Below are 24,349 nucleotides of genomic sequence, written 5' to 3'. Positions count from 1 at the left end.
GTTTTGCCAGCATTGATGAATACGACTGAAACATCTTCACTTCCTCTTATCGTTGCAGGTCCGATTTTGCGCAAAGTGACCGCAACTGAAATCAATATTTGGCTAGTCACCACCCAACGCTTGGAGGGTATGGTGCAAATTACGGATGAAAACGCCTCCGTCCTTCATCAAGCCCCCTTAAGTGAGCAAAAAGAACAGCTTCAAATCGGTCTCAATGCGTGGTGCTGTTTGTTGCAATTAAAGGGCGAGTTTCCGACCCATCAAACGTTACGCTATCAAATACAAACGCAACACGGCTCAGTAACGGAAATGCTTCCTCATCTGACTTATGAACGAGATAACAGTCCAAATTTGGGCGTTGAGTTCCTAATCAGCGAAAAAGCAGATTATGTTCTGCATGGCTCGTGCCGGAATCCCCACCACTTCAGTAAAGATACATTGGTCGCTGCGGATCATAAAATCGCATCTCAAACCATCGAAGAAAGACCAGATATGCTCATCATGAGTGGTGACCAAATCTACGCAGACCATGTTGCAGGCCCTACTCTGGACGCCATCGAACAAGTCATTGCCCTACTCGGTTTACCGGGCGAAGAATTCGAGCAAGCGCCGATAAAAAATACCAATGCCCTCTACCAGCACTCAGCTTGTTATTATGGTCGGGACAAATTGTTGCCTCATTATGTGAATGATGGCAGTTTACTGAGTACGTTTTTCCCGCACAGAGGGACGCCAATATTCAGCGCCAAAGAGTGTGAAAACCATCTAATAAGCTTTGCCGAATGCTTTGCAATGTACTTATTGGTTTGGTCTCCGACCTTATGGAAGCTTATTCGGACAGATCGCTTATTAGAAAATGAGTTTACTGTCGGCGGAGCAACTCTCGAACCCAAATGGCAACAGCAATGGCGCGAAGAAAAAGCTCAAATAGATAAATTCGTCTCAGGTCTGGATAAGGTTCAACGCTTACTTGCTCACATTCCAACCTACATGATCTTTGATGATCACGATGTCACCGACGATTGGAACCTTACCATAGGCTGGGAACAAGCCGCGTACAGCAACGCCTTTGCGAAACGTATTATCGGGAACAGCCTGATTGCCTACTGGCTCTGCCAAGGGTGGGGAAACGCGCCAGAAAAATTCAATGATGAGTTTATGAGTATCGCTCAACGCTTTTTCAACGAGCGTTCCTCACAAACTCAAGATGCATTTATTCAATATTTGTATCGCTTTGAGAATTGGCATTACACCATTCCGACGACGCCAAAAGTTGTCGTGCTAGATACGCGAACCAGACGCTGGCGTTCTGAGTCTAAAATGAACAAGCCCTCTGGGTTAATGGACTGGGAAGCAATGATTGAGTTCCACCAAGAACTTGTTCATCAAGACAAAGTTATCATTGTTTCTGCCGCGCCGATGTTCGGAGTGAAATTTATCGAAGCACTGCAGCGAGTAGTAACGATGCTTGGTAAACCATTAATGGTCGATGCTGAAAACTGGATGGCGCACCCCGGAAGTGCGAATACGCTTATTAGTATTTTTACACATACTAAGACGCCGACCAATTTCGTTATTCTCTCTGGCGACGTGCACTACTCTTTTGCATACGACATTAAACTTCGCTACCGAAAAAATAGTCCGAATATCTATCAAATCACCTGTAGCGGGATTAAAAATCAGTTCCCAACCCAATTGCTCAATATTTGTGATGGTCTAGATAGGCTTCTATATAGCCCTCGTTCGCCTTTAAACTGGTTCACAAAACGTAAGCGGCTAAAGATCTACAAACGCGCACCAAGTTCGCACAATTTTTATCGCTTAGTTAACCACAGCGCCATTGGTGAGCTGCGTCTTGATGACGAAGGAAAGCCGAGCCAAATTAGCATTCTAACGAGCGATGGTGAAGAGGTACATTTTCCACCAACTCGTGCAGAAGGCTAAATCTCGCTCCCAAAATGACTTGCCCTTTCTTGAAGGCAAGTCATTTTGACTGAACTTAAAAGTTCGAGGGATTTGGGTAGAAGAGCAAAGCTCTTGACTGTCAACGGCGTGCTAAATTTGATACCACACCTTGAGATCTACCGTATTTATGACCATGTTAACCAAATAAACAATAGCTCGGTGTTCAATATGTTTAACTCTCTTACCTCATTATTTAAACAGCTCATTGAAGGCTCTGATTTAAGCCAAACCAACACACTCTCTCCGAATATGGCTATCGCGTGCTTGCTGTGTGAAGTATCTGGCGCAGACCATAACGTCGATGATAAAGAGCAAGAAACAAAGCGCTCTTTATTGATGAAACTGCTTTCGTTAAATGAAGAAGAATCAAATACTTTGTTAGAGCAAGCGCAACAGAAAATAAAAGATTCCGCTTCGCTGTACGACTTTACCTCTCAACTAAGAGAGCTGACTCAAGAAACTCGTTACAACTTAATCAAAAGCATGTGGGAAGTGGCGTATGCCGATGGCGAAATTGATCCACTAGAAGATGCAGTGATCCGCAAAACAGCAGAACTACTCTACGTTGATCACAGTGAGTTCATTCGAGCAAAGTTGCAATCTCAGTAAAGAAACAAGGTAAACATGTAAGTCGCGCAAGCTATTTCAAGTCTACCGTGAAATGATGGCGAAGATTGAATTCTATAGCCATAAAAAAACGCGCATTACGCGCGTTTTTTCGATAAGCCAACGACATTGTTATTAAAATACTGGTCAAGATATGAATATGTTTGACGAGCTCTACACTAAACAGATTCCATGACAAAACAACAATGGTTGAATGACGATTTGATTACAAGTTTGCCTATCTATATCGGACCATTAAAGCATAGTCAGAGCAAGCTTCGCTAAATTGTAGGCATCCACATAACCAGAATGTTGGCGCCCTTCCCAATCAATGCCTTTTGCTTCTTGAGCTGCTCGGTGACCAATACGCTTATCCTTAAGACGATTTTGAATGCGATAAAGCGTCGCTAAGTTGATGAATTCCGTAAATGGCGCTTCAATACCTTTTTGCTTACACTCTTCAAGCAGGATGAGGTCATCTCGGCCCCATGATGCATAAATCTTGTTTCGACCACCAAAGTTCTTAACCATGGATTTAAGCACTTCTTCTAATGGGCGCCCTTGTTTTTCAATTTTACGCGGCGTAATACCTGTTAGCTCGGCACAAAACAGCGAAACTTCATCATGTTCAGGTTTTACGTAGTATTGAGCTCGCTTGACTATCTCGCCTCTAGACAAATCTATTTCAGCCAACCCAACTTCGATAATTTCACCCGTGCTGCCGACACCATTTTCGTTCCAGCAACACATTTCTAAATCGAAGCATACAATACGGTTATGGTTCATAGTTTGTCTTGATTCCTAACATAAAATTTTAAAGCGTGCGATTCTACCGTAACACGGTGTAAAACTCGAATTTGCGCGCCCATTTAATCGCCAATCGACACATTATTACGACCGTTTTTTTTACTCAAATAAAGTTGATTATCCATTTTGTGATACAAGCTTTCAGGATCTTCATCTTTATGGACAGCCGCGCCAATACTTAACGTGCAAATGATTGAAGCATCGCCATAGTCAAAAGCCGTACTTGCCACGATGCTCCGCAACTTTTCCAGATAAGCTTCCAGTGCTTCTTTATCAATGACTTTAGAAATAATACAGAACTCATCACCACCAGCACGATAAAATCGGTCTCCAGGCTTTAGATTCGCACTAACTAGCTTAGTCACATGCTGCAATGCTTCATCGCCCCCTAAATGACCGTGCTTGTCATTGATAACTTTGAAGTGGTCGATATCAAAACCAACCAATGCGAAGCTAACACCGTTGTTTATCTGGCTAAGCAAATGATCGTTAAACGCTCGGCGATTAAGTAACTGAGTTAGAGGGTCACGCTCAGCCATCCTTTTTAATTCGACGGTTTTAAGCTCTAACATGACCGCCAAGCGCTCTTTTTCTCGTGACTGCAAATTCACAATCCAACTAATCAAAAAGGCGATTACCAACCCGGCTAATGTCGTGCCCGCTAAAATAGAACGCTCCCAAGCAGAGACGGCATCAGAAAGTTTAAAATCAATCCGCCACTCACGATTAGGCAGTTGAATGGTACGGCTTATAACCGTTCCTCGAATGTTATCCCAGTTTGAACTTTGGAAGAGAACGGGGTCATCTGCTGCGTCAAAGCCTAAATCTTCTACGTGCACCGACATATCTAGCTCAGTCGCGGTTTTCGTGATCAAATCCTCAAAGTAAACTGTACTTCGAATCACCCCTGTCACTACACCTAATAAATGTTGGTTCTCGAAGTCAAACACTGGATGGAACACTAGCAGCCCAGTTTTAGGAATGGACTTGTCATACCCATCTTGCAGTAAGCGAACTTTATCCGAGACATTCGCTCGCCCATTTGTGGATATATCATCCAAGATGAGATCGAAGCGTTTACGTGAAAAATAGAAACCTAATAGAGAAAGGTTTTCTGGTGTTCTTGGATAAATATCCGATGCGATAAAAATTGGCTCTTTGTGTTCAAAAATGTATCCGTAGGTTTTAGGGCCATCTTTAGGAACGGTAAACGGTTGGAAATCAGGAAATGTTTGACGGGTCTTTAAAATATGCTCATCAAGGTCTTCGAATTCGACTTTTTGCATCCATTGAAGTCCAATTAGACTTCGCGAGCTATTGATTACTTGTTCCGCATACATTGGGAACGAAGACCAATAGGTGCGTTCAATCGAATGAAAAAAGTTTGCACCTGCACCAATGAACTTTAAATCATTTTCGACGTTCGCTTTCAGTGATTCTGCTTGTCGGTCAGCTAAAGTATCAAACGTCGTCTGCGTATACCGTTGCTGCATCGTATAAGCAGCACCGACCACACCAGCAGTGACACACAACGTCGCTGCAAAAGCTAGAATAGAGTCTGAATGTCGTTTGATAACGCTCTTGTGAGCGGTGCTTTGTGTCATATCGTAATTTTGATACTTCCGTAAGTTAAACTTCGGGATCTATTGAAATACTGCGTTAGCAACGCACAAACATCAAGCAACAACCTATGCTGGGCAGTCCGATCGTCGATTTTTCACGCTGTTCGTACGGTATAGTCACGAATTATTACAGCCTTAAGCCTTGAATATGCTACCATCCGTCATCATTTTAATGTCTAAACTTGGTGCAAGATCGCAAAGACGATCGTTTTAGTGAACACATATGAGCCAATACTGAGCACCAATAATCAATAGAAAGAGAAAAAACGTCATGAACATTGATTTGAACCTAATTCCTCAAACGTTCGATATGCTTCACGCTGGCCTAACCGCATCGAGCGTTTTGCTTCTTTTAGTCGCGGTCTCTCGCAAATCAAAAGTGGTTGAGAAAGTCGTAGAAAAACCGGTCGAGAAAATCGTCGAAGTTGAGAAGCCAGTTGAGAAGATCGTCGAAGTAGAAAAAGTCGTTGAAGTTGAGAAAGTCGTTGAAAAAGTGGTTGAAGTTGAATCGAAACTTGCAACAGCATCAACAGACTCTGCAATGCAGCTGCTTTCTATCATGCAGCAAGAAGCTCGTCTGATCGACTTCCTACAAGAAGACCTAACGTCATTCTCTGATGAAGAAGTAGGCGCAGCAGCTCGCGTAATTCATACTGGTGGCCAGAAAGTATTGAACGATTACGTAACACTTGCGCACGTTCGCAACGAAGACGAAGAAACTCGTATTACGGTTGAAGAAGGCTTCAACCCACAAGAAATCCGCCTTACTGGCAACGTGACAGGCAGCGCGCCATTCCAAGGCACGTTAGTGCACAAAGGCTGGAAGGCAACATCGATGAACCTTCCTAAGCTGGCAGAAAACTACGATGCATCTGTGATTGCTCCAGCCGAGGTTGAGCTGTAATGGAACACATGAACCAAGAAAACCATTCTCAAGAAGCGTCTGTTGAAACTCAACAGACGCCTAAATTCAGTGTTGGTATCGACTTAGGTACAACACACTGTGTCATGTCTTTTGTTGATACGCACGACGAAGACGCTCGCGTAGAAGTAATGCCTATCCCGCAGCTGACTGCGCCGGGTACGGTAGAGACTCGTAGCCAATTAGGCTCTTTCCTATACCAACCACACGAACACGAAATGAACCCGCAATCACGCGTTCTTCCGTGGTCAAGCGAGCCAAAAGCTCTGGTTGGTGCTATCGCGCGTAACCTAGGTTCAAAAACACCAATTCGTCTTGTTGCAAGTGCGAAATCTTGGCTTTGCCACGGTGGTGTAAACCGTCGTGACGCATTCCTACCAGCGGGTAGCCCAGAAGAAGTGGAAAAAGTATCCCCTCTTCGCGCAACCGAGCTATACCTTGAGCACTTAAAAGATGCTTGGAATCACGCAAACCCAAATCACAATCTTGCCGATCAAGACGTTACCATTACGGTTCCTGCTTCTTTTGATCCTGCTGCCCGTGATCTAACTGCAGAAGCAGCACGCAACGTTGGTTTTGTGCACCTAACGCTTCTAGAAGAGCCTCAAGCTGCGCTTTACAACTGGATTGATAACAGCAACGACAAATGGCGCGACGAAGTTGAAGTTGGCGACATTGTGCTTGTGGTCGATATCGGTGGTGGTACAACTGACCTTTCTTTGGTTGAAGTAACTGAAGACGACGGCAACCTAACTTTGAACCGTATCGCGGTAGGTGAACACATCCTACTTGGCGGTGACAACATGGACCTTGCACTTGCGTACCGCTTGAAGATGAAGCTCGCGCAAGAAGGCAAAGAGCTACAGCCGTGGCAAGTTCAGGCGATGACGCACGCATGTCGTGATGCTAAAGAAGCGCTATTGAACGACAGCGAGCTTCAGTCAGTGCCAATCGTTGTACCAAGCCGCGGTTCTAAACTGCTAGGGGCAACGCTGAAAACTGAACTGACTCAAGAAGAAGTACAACAGACATTAGTTGACGGTTTCTTCCCTCAAGTTGCGATTACCGACCACCCTGTTCAACGTAACCGTGGTGCACTAACGCAAATGGGTCTGCCTTACGCACAAGATGCGGGTATTACTCGCCACATTGCAGCGTTCTTGTCTAAGCAAGCACACGCGCAAAGCGGTGGTGAATCAGCGCAAGCTCAAGATTTCAACCCATTTGCAAACATGCCAGGTATGCCTGGCGCGGATGCAGCGCAATCGGCTGATTTCATCAAACCAACGGCAATCCTATTCAACGGTGGTGTGCTGAAATCAAAACTTCTAGCCACTCGTCTAGAAGACACGATCAACGAATGGCTAATTGAAGCAGACGCAGAAATGGCGAAACGCCTAACAGGTGTGGATCTAGACCTTGCAGTTGCTAGCGGTGCGGCTTACTACGGCTCTGTGCGTCGTGGTCAAGGCGTTCGTATCCGCGGCGGTATTGCTTCGGCGTACTACGTGGGTATCGAAAGTGCGATGCCTGCGATTCCGGGTATGGCGCCTCCAATGGAAGCACTGTGTGTAGCACCATTTGGTATGGAAGAAGGCTCAAGCGTTGACGTACCAAGCCAAGAGTTTGGTTTGATCATCGGCCAGCCAGTTAACTTCCAATTCTTCGGCTCAACCGTTCGTCGTGACGACCTAGCAGGTACTCACCTTGACTACTGGGCACCAGAAGAGCTTGAAGAGCTTCCAGAAATTCAAGTAACGCTGCCTGTATCTGAAGGTCGTCGTGAAGGTGAAGTGGTTCCAGTTACCCTAGCCTCTCGCGTCACAGAGCTTGGTACGCTTTACTTAGAAGCCATTGCCGCTGATAACGGGCAAAAATGGCATGTTGAGTTCGATGTGCGCGAAGACGCGAAAAGTGACTCAAACGAAGAACAATAATTAGAAGTCAAACGGCATCCAATCGGGTGCCGTTTTTAAATACACGAAGGTTTGGTTTTGTATGGCATCTCCTCGTTTCCTTGTTGGTATTGACCTCGGCACCACAAACACTGTGGTGGCCTACTGTGAAATCACCGACAACCTTGAACAATCCGAAGTATCCCTATTTGACATCGACCAACTGATTGGTCCGGGCGAAGTCGTTCGTAAACCACTTCTGCCCTCTTTCCGCTATCATCCAGCTGTAGGTCAAATCTCCCCTTCTGACCTCACTCTTCCTTGGGACAACGAACCTGTTGCTGGCGACATTAACAATGTCATCGTTGGTGAATGGGCTCGTGAATTAGGCGCGAAGGTAGAAGGCCGTCAGGTATCCAGTGCAAAAAGCTGGCTATCGCACCAAGCGGTAGATCGTAACTCAGACATTCTCCCTTGGGCTGGCGCGCAAGACGTAGATAAAGTCTCGCCCGTCATTGCCAGCGCAAGCTACCTCAACCACATTCGTCAAGCATGGAACTACCGTCATCCTAGCAACAAGCTAGAAGACCAAGATGTGGTTGTGACCGTTCCAGCATCGTTCGATGAAACCGCTCGTAAACTCACGCTTGAAGCCGCTGAGTTGGCAGGTTTAAAGAAAATCGTCCTGCTCGAAGAGCCACAAGCCGTATGTTACGACTGGTACGCACGCCATCAGAAAACCGCAGCTGATGAACTCAAAGAGTTACCGCTGATTCTTGTGTGCGATGTGGGCGGTGGTACCACCGACTTGAGCTTGATTGAAGCAAGTTTCTCTTCTCAAGATGAGCTAGCCCTTGATCGTATTGGCGTTGGCGAACACTTGATGCTGGGTGGTGATAACCTCGACTTAGCATTAGCACACCTTGCAGAGAGCCGCTTCAATCAAAGTAAGAAACTCACTGCAGCAAGCCTGACTAAGCTGATTCAGCAAACGCGTAAAGCGAAAGAGAACCTGCTTTCAGCGAGCGCACCTGACGAAGTGAAGATCACCATGTTAGGTAGCGGCTCTAAGCTACTTGGGGGCACAAAGAGTATTGCTCTAAGCAAACAAGAAGTGCACCAAATCGCATTAGATGGCTTCTTCCCGCTTTCTGATTTCAGTGACGTACCAGACAAACGTCGTAGCGCGGTTGTCGAGTTTGGCCTTCCATACGTTGCTGACCCAGCGGTGAGCAAGCACGTTGCCGAGTTCTTAACTCAGCACCAGCAAGTCGCTCGTGCCGCTCTTGGCATTGAAGACGATAAACAAAACGCGATTCCAGTTGGCGTGTTGTTGAACGGAGGCGTGTTTAACAGTGATCTGGTGACTGAACGTGTCACCGCCCTACTTTCTGACTGGCGCGGCGCACCAGTTACGGTATTAGATAACCCACATCCAGATTGGTCTGTTGCATTAGGTGCTGTAGCATTTGGTAAAGCACGTCGTGGCGCACAACTGAAAATTGGTGGTGGTGCAGCGCGTTCTTACTTCTTGCATCTTCAAGAAAAGAACAAAATGGGCAAAGCGCTCTGTTTGCTTGCAAAAGGTACAGAAGAAGGTCACGAGATCCGTTTAAGCGGTCGTCGTTTCTCGCTCACTCTTGGAGAGCCAGTCCGCTTTAACCTGCTGACTTCTACCCACGATACCTTAACCAATAACACCGCTATTCAAAATGGCGTGATGGTTGATGTTGACCCAGACTTGTTTGCTCCACTACCGCCTTATATCACCACCCTTGAAGGTGAAGGTGCCGAACTGCAAGCCAACCAGAAAGAACGTGTCGAAGTACAACTGGCGTGTCAGTTGACTGAAGTCGGCACACTTAAGATGGAATGTGTCAGCGCAGAAGACGACAACAAACGTTGGGAGCTGGAATTCGAAGTCCGTAACAAGCAAACCGACGACAGTGAACAAGTTAAGCTTCACCCTAAACTGAACGAATGTAAGGAGCTGATCGCTCGCCTATACAGCGGTAACAAAAAAAGCGCAGAAGGCAAAGAGATCAAAACCTTAGCCAAAGATCTTGAGAAGAAGCTCGGTAAACGTGACGAGTGGGATTTCACTACCCTACGTCAACTGTTTGATACCTTTGCACAAGGTCGTAAACGTCGCCGTCGCTCTGAACAACACGAGAAAAACTGGCTTCGTTTGGCGGGCTTTGCACTGCGTCCGGGCTTTGGCGATCCAACAGACTCTTGGCGCATTGAGCAAGTTTGGGGCCTCTACCAACAAAACATTCAGTTTAAAAACCATCAAGGTTGGACTGACTGGTGGGTATTCTGGCGTCGTATTGCCGGTGGTTTAAGCCAAGAGCAGCAAGAGACCATCTTGGCGGACATCGCGAAATACCTACACCCTGGCGCGATGAAAAACCCACAGTCAGCTAAAGCGGCACAAGACATGGGTTATGAATCCATGGTTCGATTGGCGGCGTCGCTTGAACACCTAGAAGTCGAAGACAAAGTTCTATTGGCAACGTGGTTCTTGAGCAAAGCCATCAACCAAAACCAGTTTGAACAAGCGCACTGGTGGGCATTGGGACGCTTGGCATCGCGAACGCCACTTTATGGCAGCCAGCACAACGTCATTCCTCGTGAACAAGCGGAACAGTGGCTACCTAAATTACTGGAACAAAACTGGCAGAAAGAACCAATGATCGCTTTCGCAGCCGTAATGATTTGTCGTAAGACGGGCGACCGACTATTCGATATCTCTGACGACTACCGAGAGCAAGTTCTAACGAAGCTGAAACAAAGTAAAGTGCCCGAATCTTGGGTATCACTAGTTAAAGAAGTGAAAGAGCTTTCAGAAAGCGAATCAAAACGCGTCTTCGGTGATGCTTTACCAAGCGGTTTAACGCTAGTTCATCATTAAATCCACTCTACACAAGAAGACGAGTTAGACGTACAAAGCCCTTCCGACGAAGGGCTTTGTTGTATCGCATTCTTTTGGTTTTGATCGTGTACAACGCGCTAATTCATTTCTGTCGTAATCACTACATCGCGCGTTTCGTTATCCATATCGCTAATACCGACCACCGACACTTCTCTGTCCGATAGAGTTTCAATTAAGCTGTCTTCTAATCCGCCATCAGCCAGCCAAGTATAAAATTTATCCGCGATACGCTCCGAACCTTCCCCGACAAACGTTAATGTGACCTTCTTCATTTGTGACACTCCATCAATTTACGATTCAGCCACTTAAGCGTAGTATGTTTCGCAAATATCGACATAAACTAGGACTAACTTCTTTTATGAGTATCGAAAAATTTGACGCGATTTATCAACGTGCTGCTAAGCGAAAAGGCGGAGAAGATCAGCTTGAAGCGCTATTGTCTCACCCATTAAGTAAAGAGGAATTAGCAGCGATTCCCGATGACCGTTGGCTGGCCGCTTTTTCGATGAAGGTATTCCAAAGTGGGATTTCGTGGAACGTGGTTCGCAACAAGTGGCCGAACTTCGAAGAAGTGTTCTTCGGATTTAAGATTGAGCCGTTGTTGATGCTGTCAGACGAACAATGGGAAACCAAAGCGACCGACAAACGCATCATTCGCCACCTCACTAAAGTCATGTCGATTCCGGCCAACGCTCGCATGATCCATGAAGCAAGAATCGAATATGGCTCGTTCAGTAACATGATTGCTGAATGGCCTCGGGAAAAGATCACGGATCTATGGGGCTACTTGAAGAAGCATGGTAGTCGTTTGGGTGGAAATACAGGCCCTTACACTTTACGCCAAATGGGCGTGGACACTTTTATTCTGTCTAAGGATGTCGAAGCTTATTTACGCAACTGCAAGATCATTGAAGGCGGCAAAGACACGAAAAAATCCTTGGACTCTGCTAATAAAGCCTTTATTCAGTGGCAGCAAGAAAGTGGAAGAAGCTTGACCGAAATCAGTCAAATTATCGCGTTTAGTACTGGTGACAACCGAATTTAAACAAGCACTTTGTAGCTCTGGGGGCCAAATTCCAGCCCCCCCTATAACGCATGATATTTGCGCGAATCACTCTACTTTAGCTCTTACTGATATTACTACTTTCTCGATTCCTCCAAAAAATCCCTCCTTAAAGTGGCAAAACCCCCCTTCAAATCACAAAAAGTTATCATATCGACAAATTATTTTTCTTGTTCAATATTTTTATTTATCAAATATTTAATTACAAGTGCCCAGTTTTTAGGCACTAAATATTGATGACGCTCAATTGCATTGCGCTGACAAACTGACTAGGATACACGCCCTTCCTGAGTGAACTATCAGAAACTTGATCGAGGAATTTATTCAAATTTCTCAACACTTCGTGAGCACTCACAACAATTGCACTCACTTTATAGATTTAAGGATCAACAGATCCGTTAATACAAATTCGACAGCGCAATAGAGTGCTGACTAGAACAACCATGACGCGATGTCACATGAGTGACTATTTTCGTGGTTTTGTGCTGGAAGTTATTTATTACATCAAGGCTGGTTAAAAGGATGAGCCCCTTGAACGCATTTACTGGAGGACAAGAAATGCCAAAAGGTCTAATGCTGACTGACTTAGCCATCGCTGGCTTACTATTAATTGCAGCAAAAGTAATTCGTGTACATATGCCTTTACTACAACGCATGTACATTCCATCTGCTGTATTGGCTGGGTTATTTGGTCTTATTTTTGGCCCAGCTCTGCTTAACGTATTACCTTGGACAGATACCTTTACCGCAAACGCAAGCCTCTTAACTGCTGCACTTTTTTCTGCGTTGGGTTTAGCAACAGATGTCCCGTCACCAAAAGTGGTTGCTCAACGAGCAGGCTCATTGTGGGCGTTTAACCAAATTGCATCCGTGTCGCAATGGCTGTTTGCAGCAATGTTTGGTTTAGTACTTACCACCTTCTTTTGGCCTGACATTAATCCTGGATTTGGCGTAACCATGTCCGCGGGATTCATGGGCGGACATGGTTCAGCATCTGTAGTCGGTGAAATCTTCACGGGACTTGGTTGGGAAGATGGCTTTACACTTGGTTTAACGTTCGCCACGGTTGGGATCTTTATTTCAATCTCGGTGGGCATGTTAATGCTTCAGTTTGCGTTGAAAATGGGCTGGATTCGTAGCTTTACGACATTCGACAGCATGGACGAACACGAACGCAAAGGCTTAGTGAAACCTGACGATCAAGAACCTGTGATGAAAGATACGATGTCATCGTTGTCAGTCGATTCTTTCGCGATTCACGCGGCGCTGGTTGTAGTGGTAACCGCTTTCTCTTATGTAGCAGCCAACTACTTATCTTCTTTCCACGATAAGGTACAAATTCCGACTTTCGTTACTGGCTTTCTGGGCGGTATGTTAGTTCGAATCATCGCTAAGCAAACCAAGGCATCTCATTACCTATGTGACGGCGCATTCAAACACGCAGCGGGTATTAGTACGGATTACCTGATCATCTTTGGTATCTCAGCGATTAAGATCACGGTTCTAGCACAGTATTTAATGCCAATGGTAGTGCTCGCAATTGGTGGTATCGCGTTCACGCTATGGCTTATCTTTTGGGTTGCACCTCGCATCATGGGAGATGACTGGTTTGAGAAAGGCATTTTCTCTTGGGGATGGTTAACAGGTACAGTCGCTATGGGTATCGCGTTATTACGCATTGTCGACCCCAAAATGCGCAGTAAAGTGTTAGATGACTATGCTATCGCTTATATTCCAGGCTCAATTACGGACATTTTCATCATCTCGCTTATGCCAATCGCAATGTATAACGGCATGCACTGGCAAGCGTTAGGTGTTGGTCTAACCTATATTGCCGTTGTCTTATTCATTTGGCGATTTGTATTTAAGCGCAGCGGTCAAGCCGTCGCAAACGAGTCTTAATTGATCATTTCGGGAGGTATTTTATCCTCCCGAATTTAACTCTCTCCCCTTATTCGATAGCCGCCTCCCACCAGCATGTAACAAATAAGCAACTTGTTTTATATTTAAGATCTGCAAGCTTGGTCACTCCTTCCCATCCTTTTTTAATACTTGACCTGCGCATTTTTATATCAAAATAGCCGCCAAACTATTCATGACTCATGGAGAAAAGGCAGTGCATCGCTCTCAAGGATTTACCCTCATTGAACTCATTGTGTGCATCATTATCCTTGGTGTCGTTAGTGCTATTGCCCTTCCTAAATTTCTTGGTCTGCAAAAAGATGCTCGAGTGGCGGTTCTATATGGCGCGAGGGAAGCGCTCATGACTGCAAACAACTTTGTGTACACCAAAGCCGTTATTCAATCTCAAGAGACGGTAGATGGCGACAAACAATATAACATTGATCTAGATAATGACGGCAATAACGACCTAATTGGTTACTTTGGATTCATTAAGAATGTCATTCCCGCAAAAGAGCTGGCAGGTTTCGACCCTCAACTCACTATCAATACTTGGTACGGGGTAGACAGCCCGGACGAACCCTATTTCCTTATCGGCTTTGCAAACAAACCTGTTGGTCCAGACCATATGTGTTATGTCGAAGTTTACTACCCAGAAACTCCAGGAGGCCAAGTCAGCTACAAAATACAAACTGACGACTGCTAGTTCCCCTAGTGAGTGAAAGTAACAGTTGCACTTTTGGTGCTTTCATCGCTTTTAGCAGAATACTGGCCCCAAAACCCATTATTAACAACTATTTCACATAATGTTGTTTCATAGTTAGCTTGCAGCGAGAAAACAAGTAATTAGCGACCGCACGCGCCCGTAATCGAAACAATCTATCGTTTTTCCGACCGCCAATAATTTGTGCTTGTAAACTCATCATTTCGCTCAATAATAGTTCTATAACAAATTCAATAATTTAAAGCGGGAGGCGTGATGAGAATATTCTGGCAGTTACGTTGGTATTTCCAACAAAAGTGGAAGCATTATGTCGGATCGATTTTGCTTTTCGCTGTGATATCAACTCTACAACTTGTTCCTCCTAAAGCGGTCGGTATCATCGTTGATGGGGTCGTAGATAACACGTTAGATACAAATACGCTGATTCTGTGGCTCTTGGGACTCACTGCACTGATCTTTGCCATTTATGGATGCCGTATCTTATGGCGAATTTGGCTTTTCGGCGCAAGCTGGGAACTCGGAACCATTCTACGTAATCGCCTCTATAGGCACTTATCGACACAACCACCCCGATTTTTCGAACGTTATAAGACCGGTGATCTGATGGCGCGTGGTACTAATGATGTACGTAACATCGTAATGACAGCCGGCGAAGGGGTTTTAACGGCAGCCGATTCCTTGATCACGGGTATTGCAGTTTTAATCATCATGGTAACGCAAGTTAGCTGGAAGCTCACCGTTATGGCACTTCTTCCAATGCCGTTTCTTGCAATCATCATCTTTTTTATTGTCCGTATACTGCATCAACGTTTCCGCATTGCTCAGGAAGCCTTTTCTACCATGTCAGACATGACGCAAGAGTCACTTAACGGCGTGCGAATGTTGCGAGCTTTTGGGTTAGAGAATCAAGAACAACAGCGCTTTGAAGATGTAGTCGATGATACCGGTCAGAAAAATATCGCCGTCGCTAGAGTCGACGCGAGATTTGATCCAGCTATCCAACTCACCATCGGTCTCTCTTTCCTTCTCAGTGTCGCTGCTGGTGCTTACCTTGTCGATAAGGGAGAGATCACGCTTGGTGATCTAACAGCCTTTACGATGTATTTAGGGTTGATGATATGGCCTATGCTGGCCTTCGCTTTCTTATTTAATATTTTAGAGCGAGGCTCCGCAGCATGGAATCGCCTACAAGAGATCTTTGATGAAACACCAGAGATTGTCAGTGGTAATAAACCATTAGAAGATAAACCACTGCCATTAAAAATTGATATCGATGCTTTCCACTGGTCCAGTGATTTACCACCAGCTCTGGCCGAAATAAAAATCGAACTTGAACCCGGTAAAATGTTGGGAGTAGCTGGCCCTGTCGGAAGCGGAAAATCAACCCTGCTAACGCTGCTTTTGCGTCAGCACGACCTAACAAACGGTTCAATTACATTCGGGGATGTTGAGATTAAAGATGCCCTACTTCCTCAGTGGCGCAACCGCTTTGCCGTGGTTAATCAAAGCCCGTTTCTATTTTCAAAATCTATCTTCGATAATATTGCCTTAGGTAACCCTAATGCAGAGAAAGAAGAAGTCTATAGAGCAGCAAAGTTAGCCTGTATCCATGATGATATAGAGAAGTTTCCTGAAGGCTATCAAACTGAAGTTGGCGAGAAAGGCATTACTCTCTCTGGAGGACAAAAACAACGAATTGCGATAGCACGCGCTATGTTACTAAATGCACAAGTCTTGGTATTGGATGATGCGCTTTCGGCTGTTGATGGCCGGACCGAACATCAAATCCTTAAGAATTTGGAAACACACTACCGTGATCAAGCCCTAATCGTTATTGCACACCGCCTCACCGCATTGGAAGCAGCAGACGAGATCATTGTCTTGAATCACGGCCACATTACTGAACGTGGGCAACATAGCGCTTTATTAGCGCATCAGGGATGGTACGCCGAAATGTTCGAGTATCAGAAACTAGAGCAGGCGATGGAGGAATAATGAATGAACCAGACCAGTACGTTTAAACGGTTGATGTCTTACCCATTATCTCAACCAAAGCCAATGATTAAAGGACTTGCTTTGCTGTTTATCGCAGCGTTAGCCAGCGCTGGCGGCCCTTGGTTGATTCAATATTTCATTGATGAGCACATCGCTAAAGGTGACTATTCACAGAATGTTCTGATTTCGCTAGCAGTAGGTTATATCGCTCTTCAGATTGTATCGGCAACATTCCAGTATTTTCAGTCATTGCAATTTAGCATTGTCGCGGCAAACACGATCAAAACGATTCGTAAGCAAGTATTTTCTGGTGTGATTAAGCAGCCGTTATCTGCGTTTGATTACACTCCTGCGGGAAAATTGGTATCGCGAATCACCAACGATACGGAATCTCTACAGCAATTTTATGAGCTCTTGATCGCGACCGTGGTGAAAAACGTGGTCATGATTGTGGTGATGCTTGGCGTTATGTTTTTCATGAGTTGGAAGCTCACACTTGTTGTACTCGTATTACTACCGATCGTCATCGGCTTTATGTACTTGTTTAAGCAGCTAAGTACAGAAAGCTACCGAAGGATGCGCGACCTATTGACTGACATAAATGCGAATCTGAGTGAATCCATTCAAGGGATGAGTGTCATTCAATTAATGCAACAAGAAGAGCGTTTTAATAAACAGTTCAACGAGCTAACCGCAGAGCATTTGGTGGCATCTAAACGAGTGATTCGGCTAAACGGCTATCTGCTAAGACCATTGATGGACTTGCTCGCTGGCCTCGCGTTACTTTGCTTGGTTGCGATCTTTGGCTTTAACGGTATTGAGTTGATTGGTGTGGGGGTACTGTATGCGTTTATCAGTTATCTTGCGCGCGTTACTGAGCCATTAATTGAAATGACTCAGCAGCTTGCTCTACTTCAGCAAGCGTTAGTATCAAGCGAACGTGTGTTTGAATTGATTGATGCGAAAGAACAAACTTATGGGGACGATCATCAGCCATTAAGGTCGGGTGCTATCGAACTTAAAGACCTCACATTTAGCTACGATGGTAAACAGGACGTCCTAAAAGACATGTCGTTGAAGGCCAACCACCAAGACTTTATCGCGCTTGTCGGGCATACAGGAAGCGGTAAAAGCACATTAGCGTCACTGTTAATGGGCTTTTATCCAACGCAATATGGTGAACTGCTCATCGATGGTCGTCCACTTAAAACATTAGGGAAAGACGTACTTCGCAAAGATGTGGCAATGGTTCAACAAGATCCACATATTCTCCCTGCTTCAGTCAGAGAAAACATCTCTCTTAGTCGAGCGGTTGACGATACTCAAATATGGGATGCGTTAGACAAGGTAGGTTTGGCAGAGCAAATTCACCGTTATCCTAATGGGCTAGACACGCAGTTAGGTCAAGGTGAAACCAATCTATCTGCTGGACAAAAACAGCTCTTAGCGTTAGCGCGTGTGCTTGTGGTAAAACCTAAAATATTGATATTAGATGAAGCAACGGCCAATATTGACTCAGGAACAGAAGTTTTAATACAAAAGAGCTTGGCAGTACTCAGACAAGACATGACACTAGTCGTTATCGCTCATCGACTTTCAACTATTTTGGATGCGGACCAAATCATTGTTCTTCATCATGGGGAGTTAGTAGAGAAAGGCACACACAAAACACTGTTGAAACAAAATGGTCGTTATGCCCAAATGTATCAGTTACAGCAAGCAAACCGACATTTACAGCAGATTGAAGAAGAAACCAAGCAACTCGAAGAAGCGGTGTGATGTTTATACCCATGCCTTCTTTTTATTTGGTAGGCATGGGCATAATCGGCCCAACTTCAAAAGTTAGCCTGATTAGCTTCCAATTTCTTCATAATGTGAACTAATTTTCTATTTCTTACCTATTATTGACATAACCCCTCGCTATATCACGCAAGGTCGTTGTAAAATCGTACGGTACTTCAGTCTGGCGCCCTTTGCACTAGACTGTTTTCACTTTCTAATAATGCATATTAATCTCATGACACAAGTCCATGGACAAAGATAAGTTTACTAACATCTATCGCTTGCCTGGTTCGATTCAAATTCGTATCGGTAAATGGCAAAAAACGTTCCGCGGTACCTCTGATTTGATTTTACATCAGGCGCTAATGGAGCGTAATAAGCAGTTTAAGAAGCCAGACTTTTTACCTAAAGGCTGGTGCGTCACTCCTATTGACGAAAAAGATATTACTGTCACGCACCACGGTAAATATATCCAAACCGTCATGCGCACAATGTTGGACAGAAAGGTCTCGTACAAGCGATTATTCCTATCTCGAATGAGTGCGGAAGAAGGTGAAAAAGTGCTCCACAATTACAAACTGGAGTGGGTAAGGAAACATAACCAGATCGCCAAAAAGTACAATCAAATTAAGAAGAAACAGTACATGAACTTTGCAAGAGAAGAAGAGGAAACCCTCTACCCTTCGATTCCAAAGGGTGAGTTTGACAAAACGTTATGGAACAAGCTCGTCGTATCATCGTTTGGTCCGCAGAAAAAGTATAAAAACCCACACTTTGTCCGCAAAGCCGATTTCTAAATAAACACCCCTACACTAGGGGTGTTTATTTATCCGTTAAATCACCAATCGTAAGTTAAACTGGCAATAATATTTTGTCGATCGCCATACCAACAAAAACCATCACATGTCGCTATGTACTCTTTATCAGTGATATTTTTGGCTGCGACTTGTAGCTTGTAATCTCCAATGCGATAGCTGACCGTCGCATCCATTAAAAAGTAACTTGGTACTTTTAGTCTCTCTTCATTATCTCCGTATGACTCACCTGTATAGCGCGCACCTAAGCCAACAGCAAAGCCATCAAGAGGTCCATCAAAGAAACGATAATGTGCCCAAGCTGATGATACGGTATTCGCGACTTGAGAAGGTGTTTTGCCAACCCATGTCTTATTGACGTCTTCTTTTATCTCTGCATCAACATAGGCTATGTTTCCGATTAATGTTAAAGAAGGTGTCACATTGGCTACAGCTTCAAACTCAACGCCGTTATTTTCTATTTTTCCTATTTGCGTCAATTCACTCAAGTAGATACGAGCCAAGTTTTCTTTTGTTGCCCGATACGTTGCGATATTGAAATAGCCATCGAATGAATCCGGTTGGTATTTTACACCGATTTCAAATTGATCACCGCTTTCCGGCTTCGCTGGCTTACCATTGCTGTCTTCTTGAATAATTGGATCAAAGTACTGAGAGTAACTAAAATATGGCGTGAAGCCAGAATCAGAAATATAAGCCGTTCCCACGCTAAACGTCCACTCTCCATTATCGACTTTCGTGCGAGCACCCGTGGTAACATTATGTACTTCATTACTTGTATCGTCGTAACGCGCACCCAATAACATTGTCCATTTATCGTTAATCAGCATATGATCTTGAAAATAGACACCGAGCTGTCGGTTCTCAACTTTCGTTCTTTGCTTATCGGTTTCGCTCAATGGCTGTAGCGTATTCGGATCGAGTAACGTTATATTATCCGAATAAGTGGGATTAAATACATTAAATCTAGGGTCAGGCAAAGCTCCCATTGGTGTGTTTAAGAGCGCATTACCATCAGCAACGATAGGATCATTCGCAAAGTCCTTACCATCGATACTGATCATTTGAAAATCTAAACCCAACATCAAGTTATGCTCAACGCTTCCCCAATTTACTTGGTGCATCAAACGATTATCAATATTAAAAGCATCGGATGATCCATCTTCTGTTGAAGCGCCCCGAAGTATGGTCTTGCGTTCATTTGATGGATCTAAAATCGGCCCCAACCCAGGTACATCAGCCGAGTAAACGTACGAATACATTTGTCTCAACTTAACATCCATTTCACTGTAACGAGCAGCTTGAACAAACGAAGTGGTATCATTAAATGCATGAGAAAACTCATAGCCTAAAGACACCTGATCACGCTCAAACGTCTCCCAGTTGGGATTGCCTATCGCTAAACTATCACTGATCTTTCCATTTTTGTTTGGCGTTAACGTTCCTTCAACTGGCAAAAATTGCAGATAAGGATCTGAGTCGTCTTTTTGATAGCTCATTAAAAAGGTAATTTCAGACGTCTCAGTAAATTTGTAAGTCATTGATGGAGAGAAAAGAATGCGCTCTGCTTCCACCCCACTAATTCTCGTCCCATTTTTTCTCGCTAACCCTTGAAAGCGGAAAGCCAACTGCTCACTCACCTCAGAGTTTACGTCAAGAGAAAGTTGTTTACGGTCTTCAGATCCGTACTCCAAAGATACAAGCCCTGAGCCCCCATCAAATTGAGGTCGCTTACTGACGACATTAATGACCCCACCTGGAGGATTTTGCCCATAAAGAACAGAAGCGGCACCACGTAAAACGTCAACCCTTTCCAAAGCAAACGGATCTATTTGCCAACTATAAAAACCAGAAGAATATAAACGGGTACCATCTTGATACAGCCCGCTGTTCGCCTGTTTAAAACCACGAATAATAAACCAATCTTGCTTGTTATCTTCGCCGAAATAATTAGTTTGAATACTTGGTGTGTACTGTAGCGCGTCAGAAATGCTAATAGAGGCACGATCATCCATTTGTTCTCGCGTAACAACAGATACCGCTCTTGGGGTTTCATTGATGGCAATATCAGTTTTTGTCGCTGCCCGACTCTTCGCTCCAAGATAACTAAAATCAGGACCAACTGCACTGTCTTGCTGCTGTCCAATCACGACTATATTTTCATCTTCCTGAGCCAAGACACTTGGCGTTGATAAAGCTAATAAAACCGCCATTGACGTTGGTGTCAGCATAAACTGCCGAGTCATATTATTCTCCTTTTTTGTCGGCAGCCAAACTAAGCCTTCATGACTTCAGCGAACGCTGAAAGAAAAGCGAGTTACGGCATCGCCAGTTGTTTCCATAAAGACAAACCAGAGTTTTTTGCATAAGGCACTCGCAGTGGCATAGGTTACCACTGCGAGTGCTTGTTTGTTGTATAAGTACTTTCTTCGTTGATGCTTAGCTCGTATCTATAAACGGCGTAAACCCCACATTAAATACAAACCGCCAATGAGAGACGCCATCAGCCCTGTTGGTATTTCTTGTGGGTAAAGAACTTGTCGTCCCAACCAATCGGCCAACAACATCACGCCGGAACCCAATATCGCGGCGCATAACATGTGTTGTGACGCTTTGTTAAAGCCAAATAAGCGAGCTAAATGCGGAGCCAGTAACCCAACAAAGCTAATAGGACCAACAACCAATGTCGCACTGACCGTGAGACAAGCAACTAAAAGCAGCAGTATCGCGCGCGAACGATCAACGCGAATCCCAAGTGCTTTAGAGGAAGCGGCGCCAACAGGAAGAATATCTAGCCATCTTACGCAGAGAAAACTCAACCCTATAAAGACAAGCGCAGATAAAGACAATGGGAGTAACGTTTCAACCGAAACATAGTAGGTAGACCCAGACAACCAAGCCAATGCTTGATAACTTCTTGGGTCACCAGTGGCTAGAATAAAGCTCTGTATCGCATTCATCAGTGCGGTAATAGCAATACCAGTCAACAAAATGCGCTCCGGCTGAAAACCTGATTTACGGTTTAGCAGCACAATGACCAATACCGTCGCTAATGCGCCTACGAGCCCGCCTAGAGAAAGAGTGAAAATTGACGAACCAAACCCAGTAAACATCGCGATGATCAATCCCATCGCTGTCCCTGAACTGATACCGATCACTTCAGGACTGGCCATTGGGTTTCCACTTAGGCGTTGAATCATGGTCCCAGCAATCGCCAACATTGCCCCCGCAATTGCTGCTGCAAATAATCTAGGTGCGCGCCATTCCAAAAAAATCCAATTTTGGCTAGAAAATAAGTTTGTCCACCCTTCATTTTGCACAGCAACCGTGGCAAAAAGAACAACGGAAATTAACGTGCCGATCAACGCCAATGAGATCGCTTTAGGGTTTAGCTTGTAAACATGTTGACGGTGTCGAGTTAACACTGTTTGAGTATGGCCCTGCGTCTTTTGTGATAAGCGAGGTAACAACCATAACAGTAGCGGAGCGCCCAATGCAGCCGTTGCTGCTCCCGTTGGTATAAAACTCGCCATTAGCCCCGGCAGTTGCTGAATAACCAAATCGGTTAAAGTCAATAACATGGCACCAATCAGCATTGATACCCAAAGCTTATGCTGGATTTTATTGATACCTATCAATCGAGTAATCGCAGGCGCTGCTAACCCGATGAAACCGATAATTCCTACTGCAGAAACGACCCAAGAAGTGATTAGTACCGCAAGCCCAATACAGACAAAGCGCAGTTTGGCTAGCGAGACACCTAAACTCTTGGCACCTTGCTCGGAGAGTTCTAACAGACTTAACGGCTTTGCAAACACAAATGCGATAACCGTGGCAAGTGCGATTCGAGGTGCAAGATACGAGAAATCTCCCCATCCGCTTTGAACAAGCGAGCCCGCTCCCCATATCATTAATCCATTCAGCTTTTCGGTATTCATCATCAGAATAACCGTACTTAATGATGCAAAGTACAGGTTTATCACTAACCCAGAAACGACGACAACCGTTGGAGATAACGCTCGTCGCCATGACAACAGTATCACCAACCCCATCGATATCACACCGCCGATGAGAGCAACCAAATTAGGCGCAATATCCAACATCCAAGGTGCAAATAGCGTAGCTAACATCAAAGCAAAACTTGAACCGCTCGCCACACCAAGTGTCGTGGGTGAAGCGAGAGGGTTACGCAGAACTTGCTGCATCAATACCCCAGCAACCGCTAATCCAGCACCAGATATAATCGTGGTGAAGACTCGAGGCCACCAGCTAAAGTGAAGTAAGACGGAATCGATAGATTGAAAGTTAGGTTTCCATAAACTGCTAAGAGCCAGTGAGAATGAACTTGCTTGATACAATTGGAAAGCACCAATAGAAAAGGTAAATGCCGAAAGTAACACCACAAGGCTTAAAGGCATGGCTTTCATTGTTCTAACTCCTCGACCTTACTCGCCGTAACTAACTCCGCGAACCGAAGCGCTGAAGGCATAGAACCAAAACTCCAAACAGGCGCGACTTGCATGACCTTCTCACCAGACTGTTGAACAACGTATTGCCAAAACGGATCTTGAGAGAGCCGCTTTTCGCCACCGTGAGGCAATGGCTCAACGATAACAATTTGGGCTCTTATACCTGCTAACTTATCGATGCCGACCAAGCTGAAGCCCCAGCTATTCGTCTCTTCGTTCCACGCATTACTCAGCCCAATCTTTTCGATAGCCTGAGAGTAAAGACTATTCTGACCAAAAACACGAACGTGCTTCGTATCCATAAACTGAATCATTAAAAGCGGCGGCTGGCCTTTGTTTATGCGCTGTTTTAGTAAAGAGAAACGTTCTTCATATTGTTGGATAAGTGCCTCAGCCTCCGCTTCTCTTCCTAGCTCTTCACCAAACCTCCGAGTGAAACGAGTAAGTACCGACCAATCTGTAATCCCGCTTTCATATAAGTCAATCGTGGTAACGGGGGCAATATCGACTAAGCGATGCTTCATTGAGGAGAAATACGGGGCAATAAAAATACGGTCAGGTCTGAGCTCGTAAATACGCTCTATATTGGGTTGAGTTCTTAACCCTACATCCTTAGTTTGAGGTGGTAACGGTGGCGATTTTACCCAAGCATCGTAATCTTGCCCTTGAGCGACGCCTACGGGCACGACCCCTAACGCCAACATCGTTTCAGTTTGTGTCCAATCAACCGACATCACCCGAGGTGACGCCTCAGCTACTGCTTGAAAGGAACTGACCAAAAGCGCACTAAGTGAGAGAGCGAAAGAGAAATGCTTAAGTCGAGTGTTTGTACTGCTCATTATTCAAC

At 44.8% G+C, this 24,349-nt stretch carries 17 protein-coding genes; 11 read left to right on the top strand and 6 right to left on the bottom strand.

Features of this window, described 5'->3' with window-relative positions; genetic code table 11:
• Nucleotides 1-3: 3 nt before the first annotated feature.
• Nucleotides 4-1,944, top strand: a complete 1,941-nt coding sequence (locus ACHFJ9_RS15090; RefSeq protein WP_395357345.1) for an alkaline phosphatase D family protein — start codon at nt 4-6, stop codon at nt 1,942-1,944.
• Between the two features lie 189 nt (nt 1,945-2,133).
• Complete coding sequence (locus tag ACHFJ9_RS15085) at nt 2,134-2,574, top strand: TerB family tellurite resistance protein (protein ID WP_053807382.1); 441 nt, start codon at nt 2,134-2,136, stop codon at nt 2,572-2,574.
• Nucleotides 2,575-2,826: 252 nt separating this feature from the next.
• On the opposite strand, the gene ACHFJ9_RS15080 is transcribed toward ACHFJ9_RS15085, so the two are convergent.
• Complete coding sequence (locus tag ACHFJ9_RS15080; RefSeq protein WP_005394213.1) at nt 2,827-3,357, bottom strand: 3'-5' exonuclease; 531 nt, start codon at nt 3,355-3,357, stop codon at nt 2,827-2,829.
• 83 nt (nt 3,358-3,440) lie between these two features.
• Entirely contained in the window at nt 3,441-4,982 is a 1,542-nt protein-coding gene (locus ACHFJ9_RS15075) for a diguanylate cyclase domain-containing protein (RefSeq protein WP_395357343.1), read from the bottom strand.
• Nucleotides 4,983-5,271: 289 nt separating this feature from the next.
• Between ACHFJ9_RS15075 and ACHFJ9_RS15070 the strand changes: the two genes are divergently transcribed.
• From ACHFJ9_RS15070 to ACHFJ9_RS15060, 3 genes are all read left to right on the top strand, one after another.
• Nucleotides 5,272-5,904 (top strand): DUF2760 domain-containing protein, encoded by a 633-nt coding sequence (locus ACHFJ9_RS15070; RefSeq protein WP_005394205.1) that lies wholly within the window; start codon nt 5,272-5,274, stop codon nt 5,902-5,904.
• On the top strand, nt 5,904-7,859 hold the full coding sequence (locus ACHFJ9_RS15065) for an Hsp70 family protein (RefSeq protein ID WP_046875235.1): 1,956 nt from the start codon (nt 5,904-5,906) through the stop codon (nt 7,857-7,859). The genes ACHFJ9_RS15070 and ACHFJ9_RS15065 overlap by 1 nt, the downstream gene beginning before the upstream one ends.
• 61 nt (nt 7,860-7,920) lie before the next feature.
• Entirely contained in the window at nt 7,921-10,731 is a 2,811-nt protein-coding gene (locus ACHFJ9_RS15060) for an Hsp70 family protein (RefSeq protein ID WP_395357340.1), read from the top strand.
• Nucleotides 10,732-10,829: 98 nt separating this feature from the next.
• On the opposite strand, the gene ACHFJ9_RS15055 is transcribed toward ACHFJ9_RS15060, so the two are convergent.
• A complete protein-coding gene (locus tag ACHFJ9_RS15055) occupies nt 10,830-11,024 on the bottom strand; it encodes a hypothetical protein (protein ID WP_005394200.1) in 195 nt (64 codons plus the stop codon).
• 86 nt (nt 11,025-11,110) lie between these two features.
• Here ACHFJ9_RS15055 and ACHFJ9_RS15050 point away from each other — a divergent pair, with 86 nt between their 5' ends.
• From ACHFJ9_RS15050 to ACHFJ9_RS15025, 6 genes are all read left to right on the top strand, one after another.
• Nucleotides 11,111-11,797: a DNA-3-methyladenine glycosylase I gene (locus ACHFJ9_RS15050; RefSeq protein ID WP_395357338.1), complete on the top strand. Its 687-nt coding sequence runs from the start codon at nt 11,111-11,113 to the stop codon at nt 11,795-11,797.
• A 576-nt stretch (nt 11,798-12,373) separates the two neighbouring features.
• Nucleotides 12,374-13,717: a sodium/glutamate symporter gene (locus ACHFJ9_RS15045; protein WP_395357455.1), complete on the top strand. Its 1,344-nt coding sequence runs from the start codon at nt 12,374-12,376 to the stop codon at nt 13,715-13,717.
• Between the two features lie 193 nt (nt 13,718-13,910).
• A complete protein-coding gene (locus ACHFJ9_RS15040; RefSeq protein WP_395357336.1) occupies nt 13,911-14,423 on the top strand; it encodes a type II secretion system protein in 513 nt (170 codons plus the stop codon).
• A 273-nt stretch (nt 14,424-14,696) separates the two neighbouring features.
• Complete coding sequence (locus ACHFJ9_RS15035) at nt 14,697-16,436, top strand: ABC transporter transmembrane domain-containing protein (RefSeq protein ID WP_047008746.1); 1,740 nt, start codon at nt 14,697-14,699, stop codon at nt 16,434-16,436.
• Nucleotides 16,437-16,439: 3 nt separating this feature from the next.
• Nucleotides 16,440-18,215, top strand: a complete 1,776-nt coding sequence (locus ACHFJ9_RS15030; RefSeq protein ID WP_395357333.1) for an ABC transporter transmembrane domain-containing protein — start codon at nt 16,440-16,442, stop codon at nt 18,213-18,215.
• Between the two features lie 251 nt (nt 18,216-18,466).
• The gene (locus ACHFJ9_RS15025; protein WP_012841863.1) at nt 18,467-19,015 is read left to right on the top strand and encodes a hypothetical protein; all 549 of its coding nucleotides are present in this window, start codon (nt 18,467-18,469) and stop codon (nt 19,013-19,015) included.
• A 41-nt stretch (nt 19,016-19,056) separates the two neighbouring features.
• On the opposite strand, the gene ACHFJ9_RS15020 is transcribed toward ACHFJ9_RS15025, so the two are convergent.
• The 3 genes from ACHFJ9_RS15020 to ACHFJ9_RS15010 all read right to left on the bottom strand — a co-directional run bounded on the left by ACHFJ9_RS15020 (nt 19,057) and on the right by ACHFJ9_RS15010 (nt 24,341).
• Nucleotides 19,057-21,279, bottom strand: coding sequence for a TonB-dependent siderophore receptor (locus ACHFJ9_RS15020; protein WP_395357331.1), 2,223 nt, complete (start codon nt 21,277-21,279; stop codon nt 19,057-19,059).
• 204 nt (nt 21,280-21,483) lie between these two features.
• Nucleotides 21,484-23,460, bottom strand: coding sequence for a Fe(3+)-hydroxamate ABC transporter permease FhuB (gene fhuB / locus ACHFJ9_RS15015; RefSeq protein WP_395357329.1), 1,977 nt, complete (start codon nt 23,458-23,460; stop codon nt 21,484-21,486).
• The gene (locus tag ACHFJ9_RS15010) at nt 23,457-24,341 is read right to left on the bottom strand and encodes an ABC transporter substrate-binding protein (protein ID WP_104969484.1); all 885 of its coding nucleotides are present in this window, start codon (nt 24,339-24,341) and stop codon (nt 23,457-23,459) included. Before ACHFJ9_RS15010 ends, fhuB begins: the two co-directional genes overlap by 4 nt.
• Nucleotides 24,342-24,349: the final 8 nt, after the last annotated feature.

The sequence above is a fragment of the Vibrio sp. D3 genome (genome assembly GCF_043995865.1).
Classification (GTDB): Bacteria; Pseudomonadota; Gammaproteobacteria; order Enterobacterales; family Vibrionaceae; genus Vibrio; species Vibrio diabolicus.
Note: the sequence above shows the minus strand (reverse complement) of the source record. Positions and strands in the feature narration are given on the sequence as shown.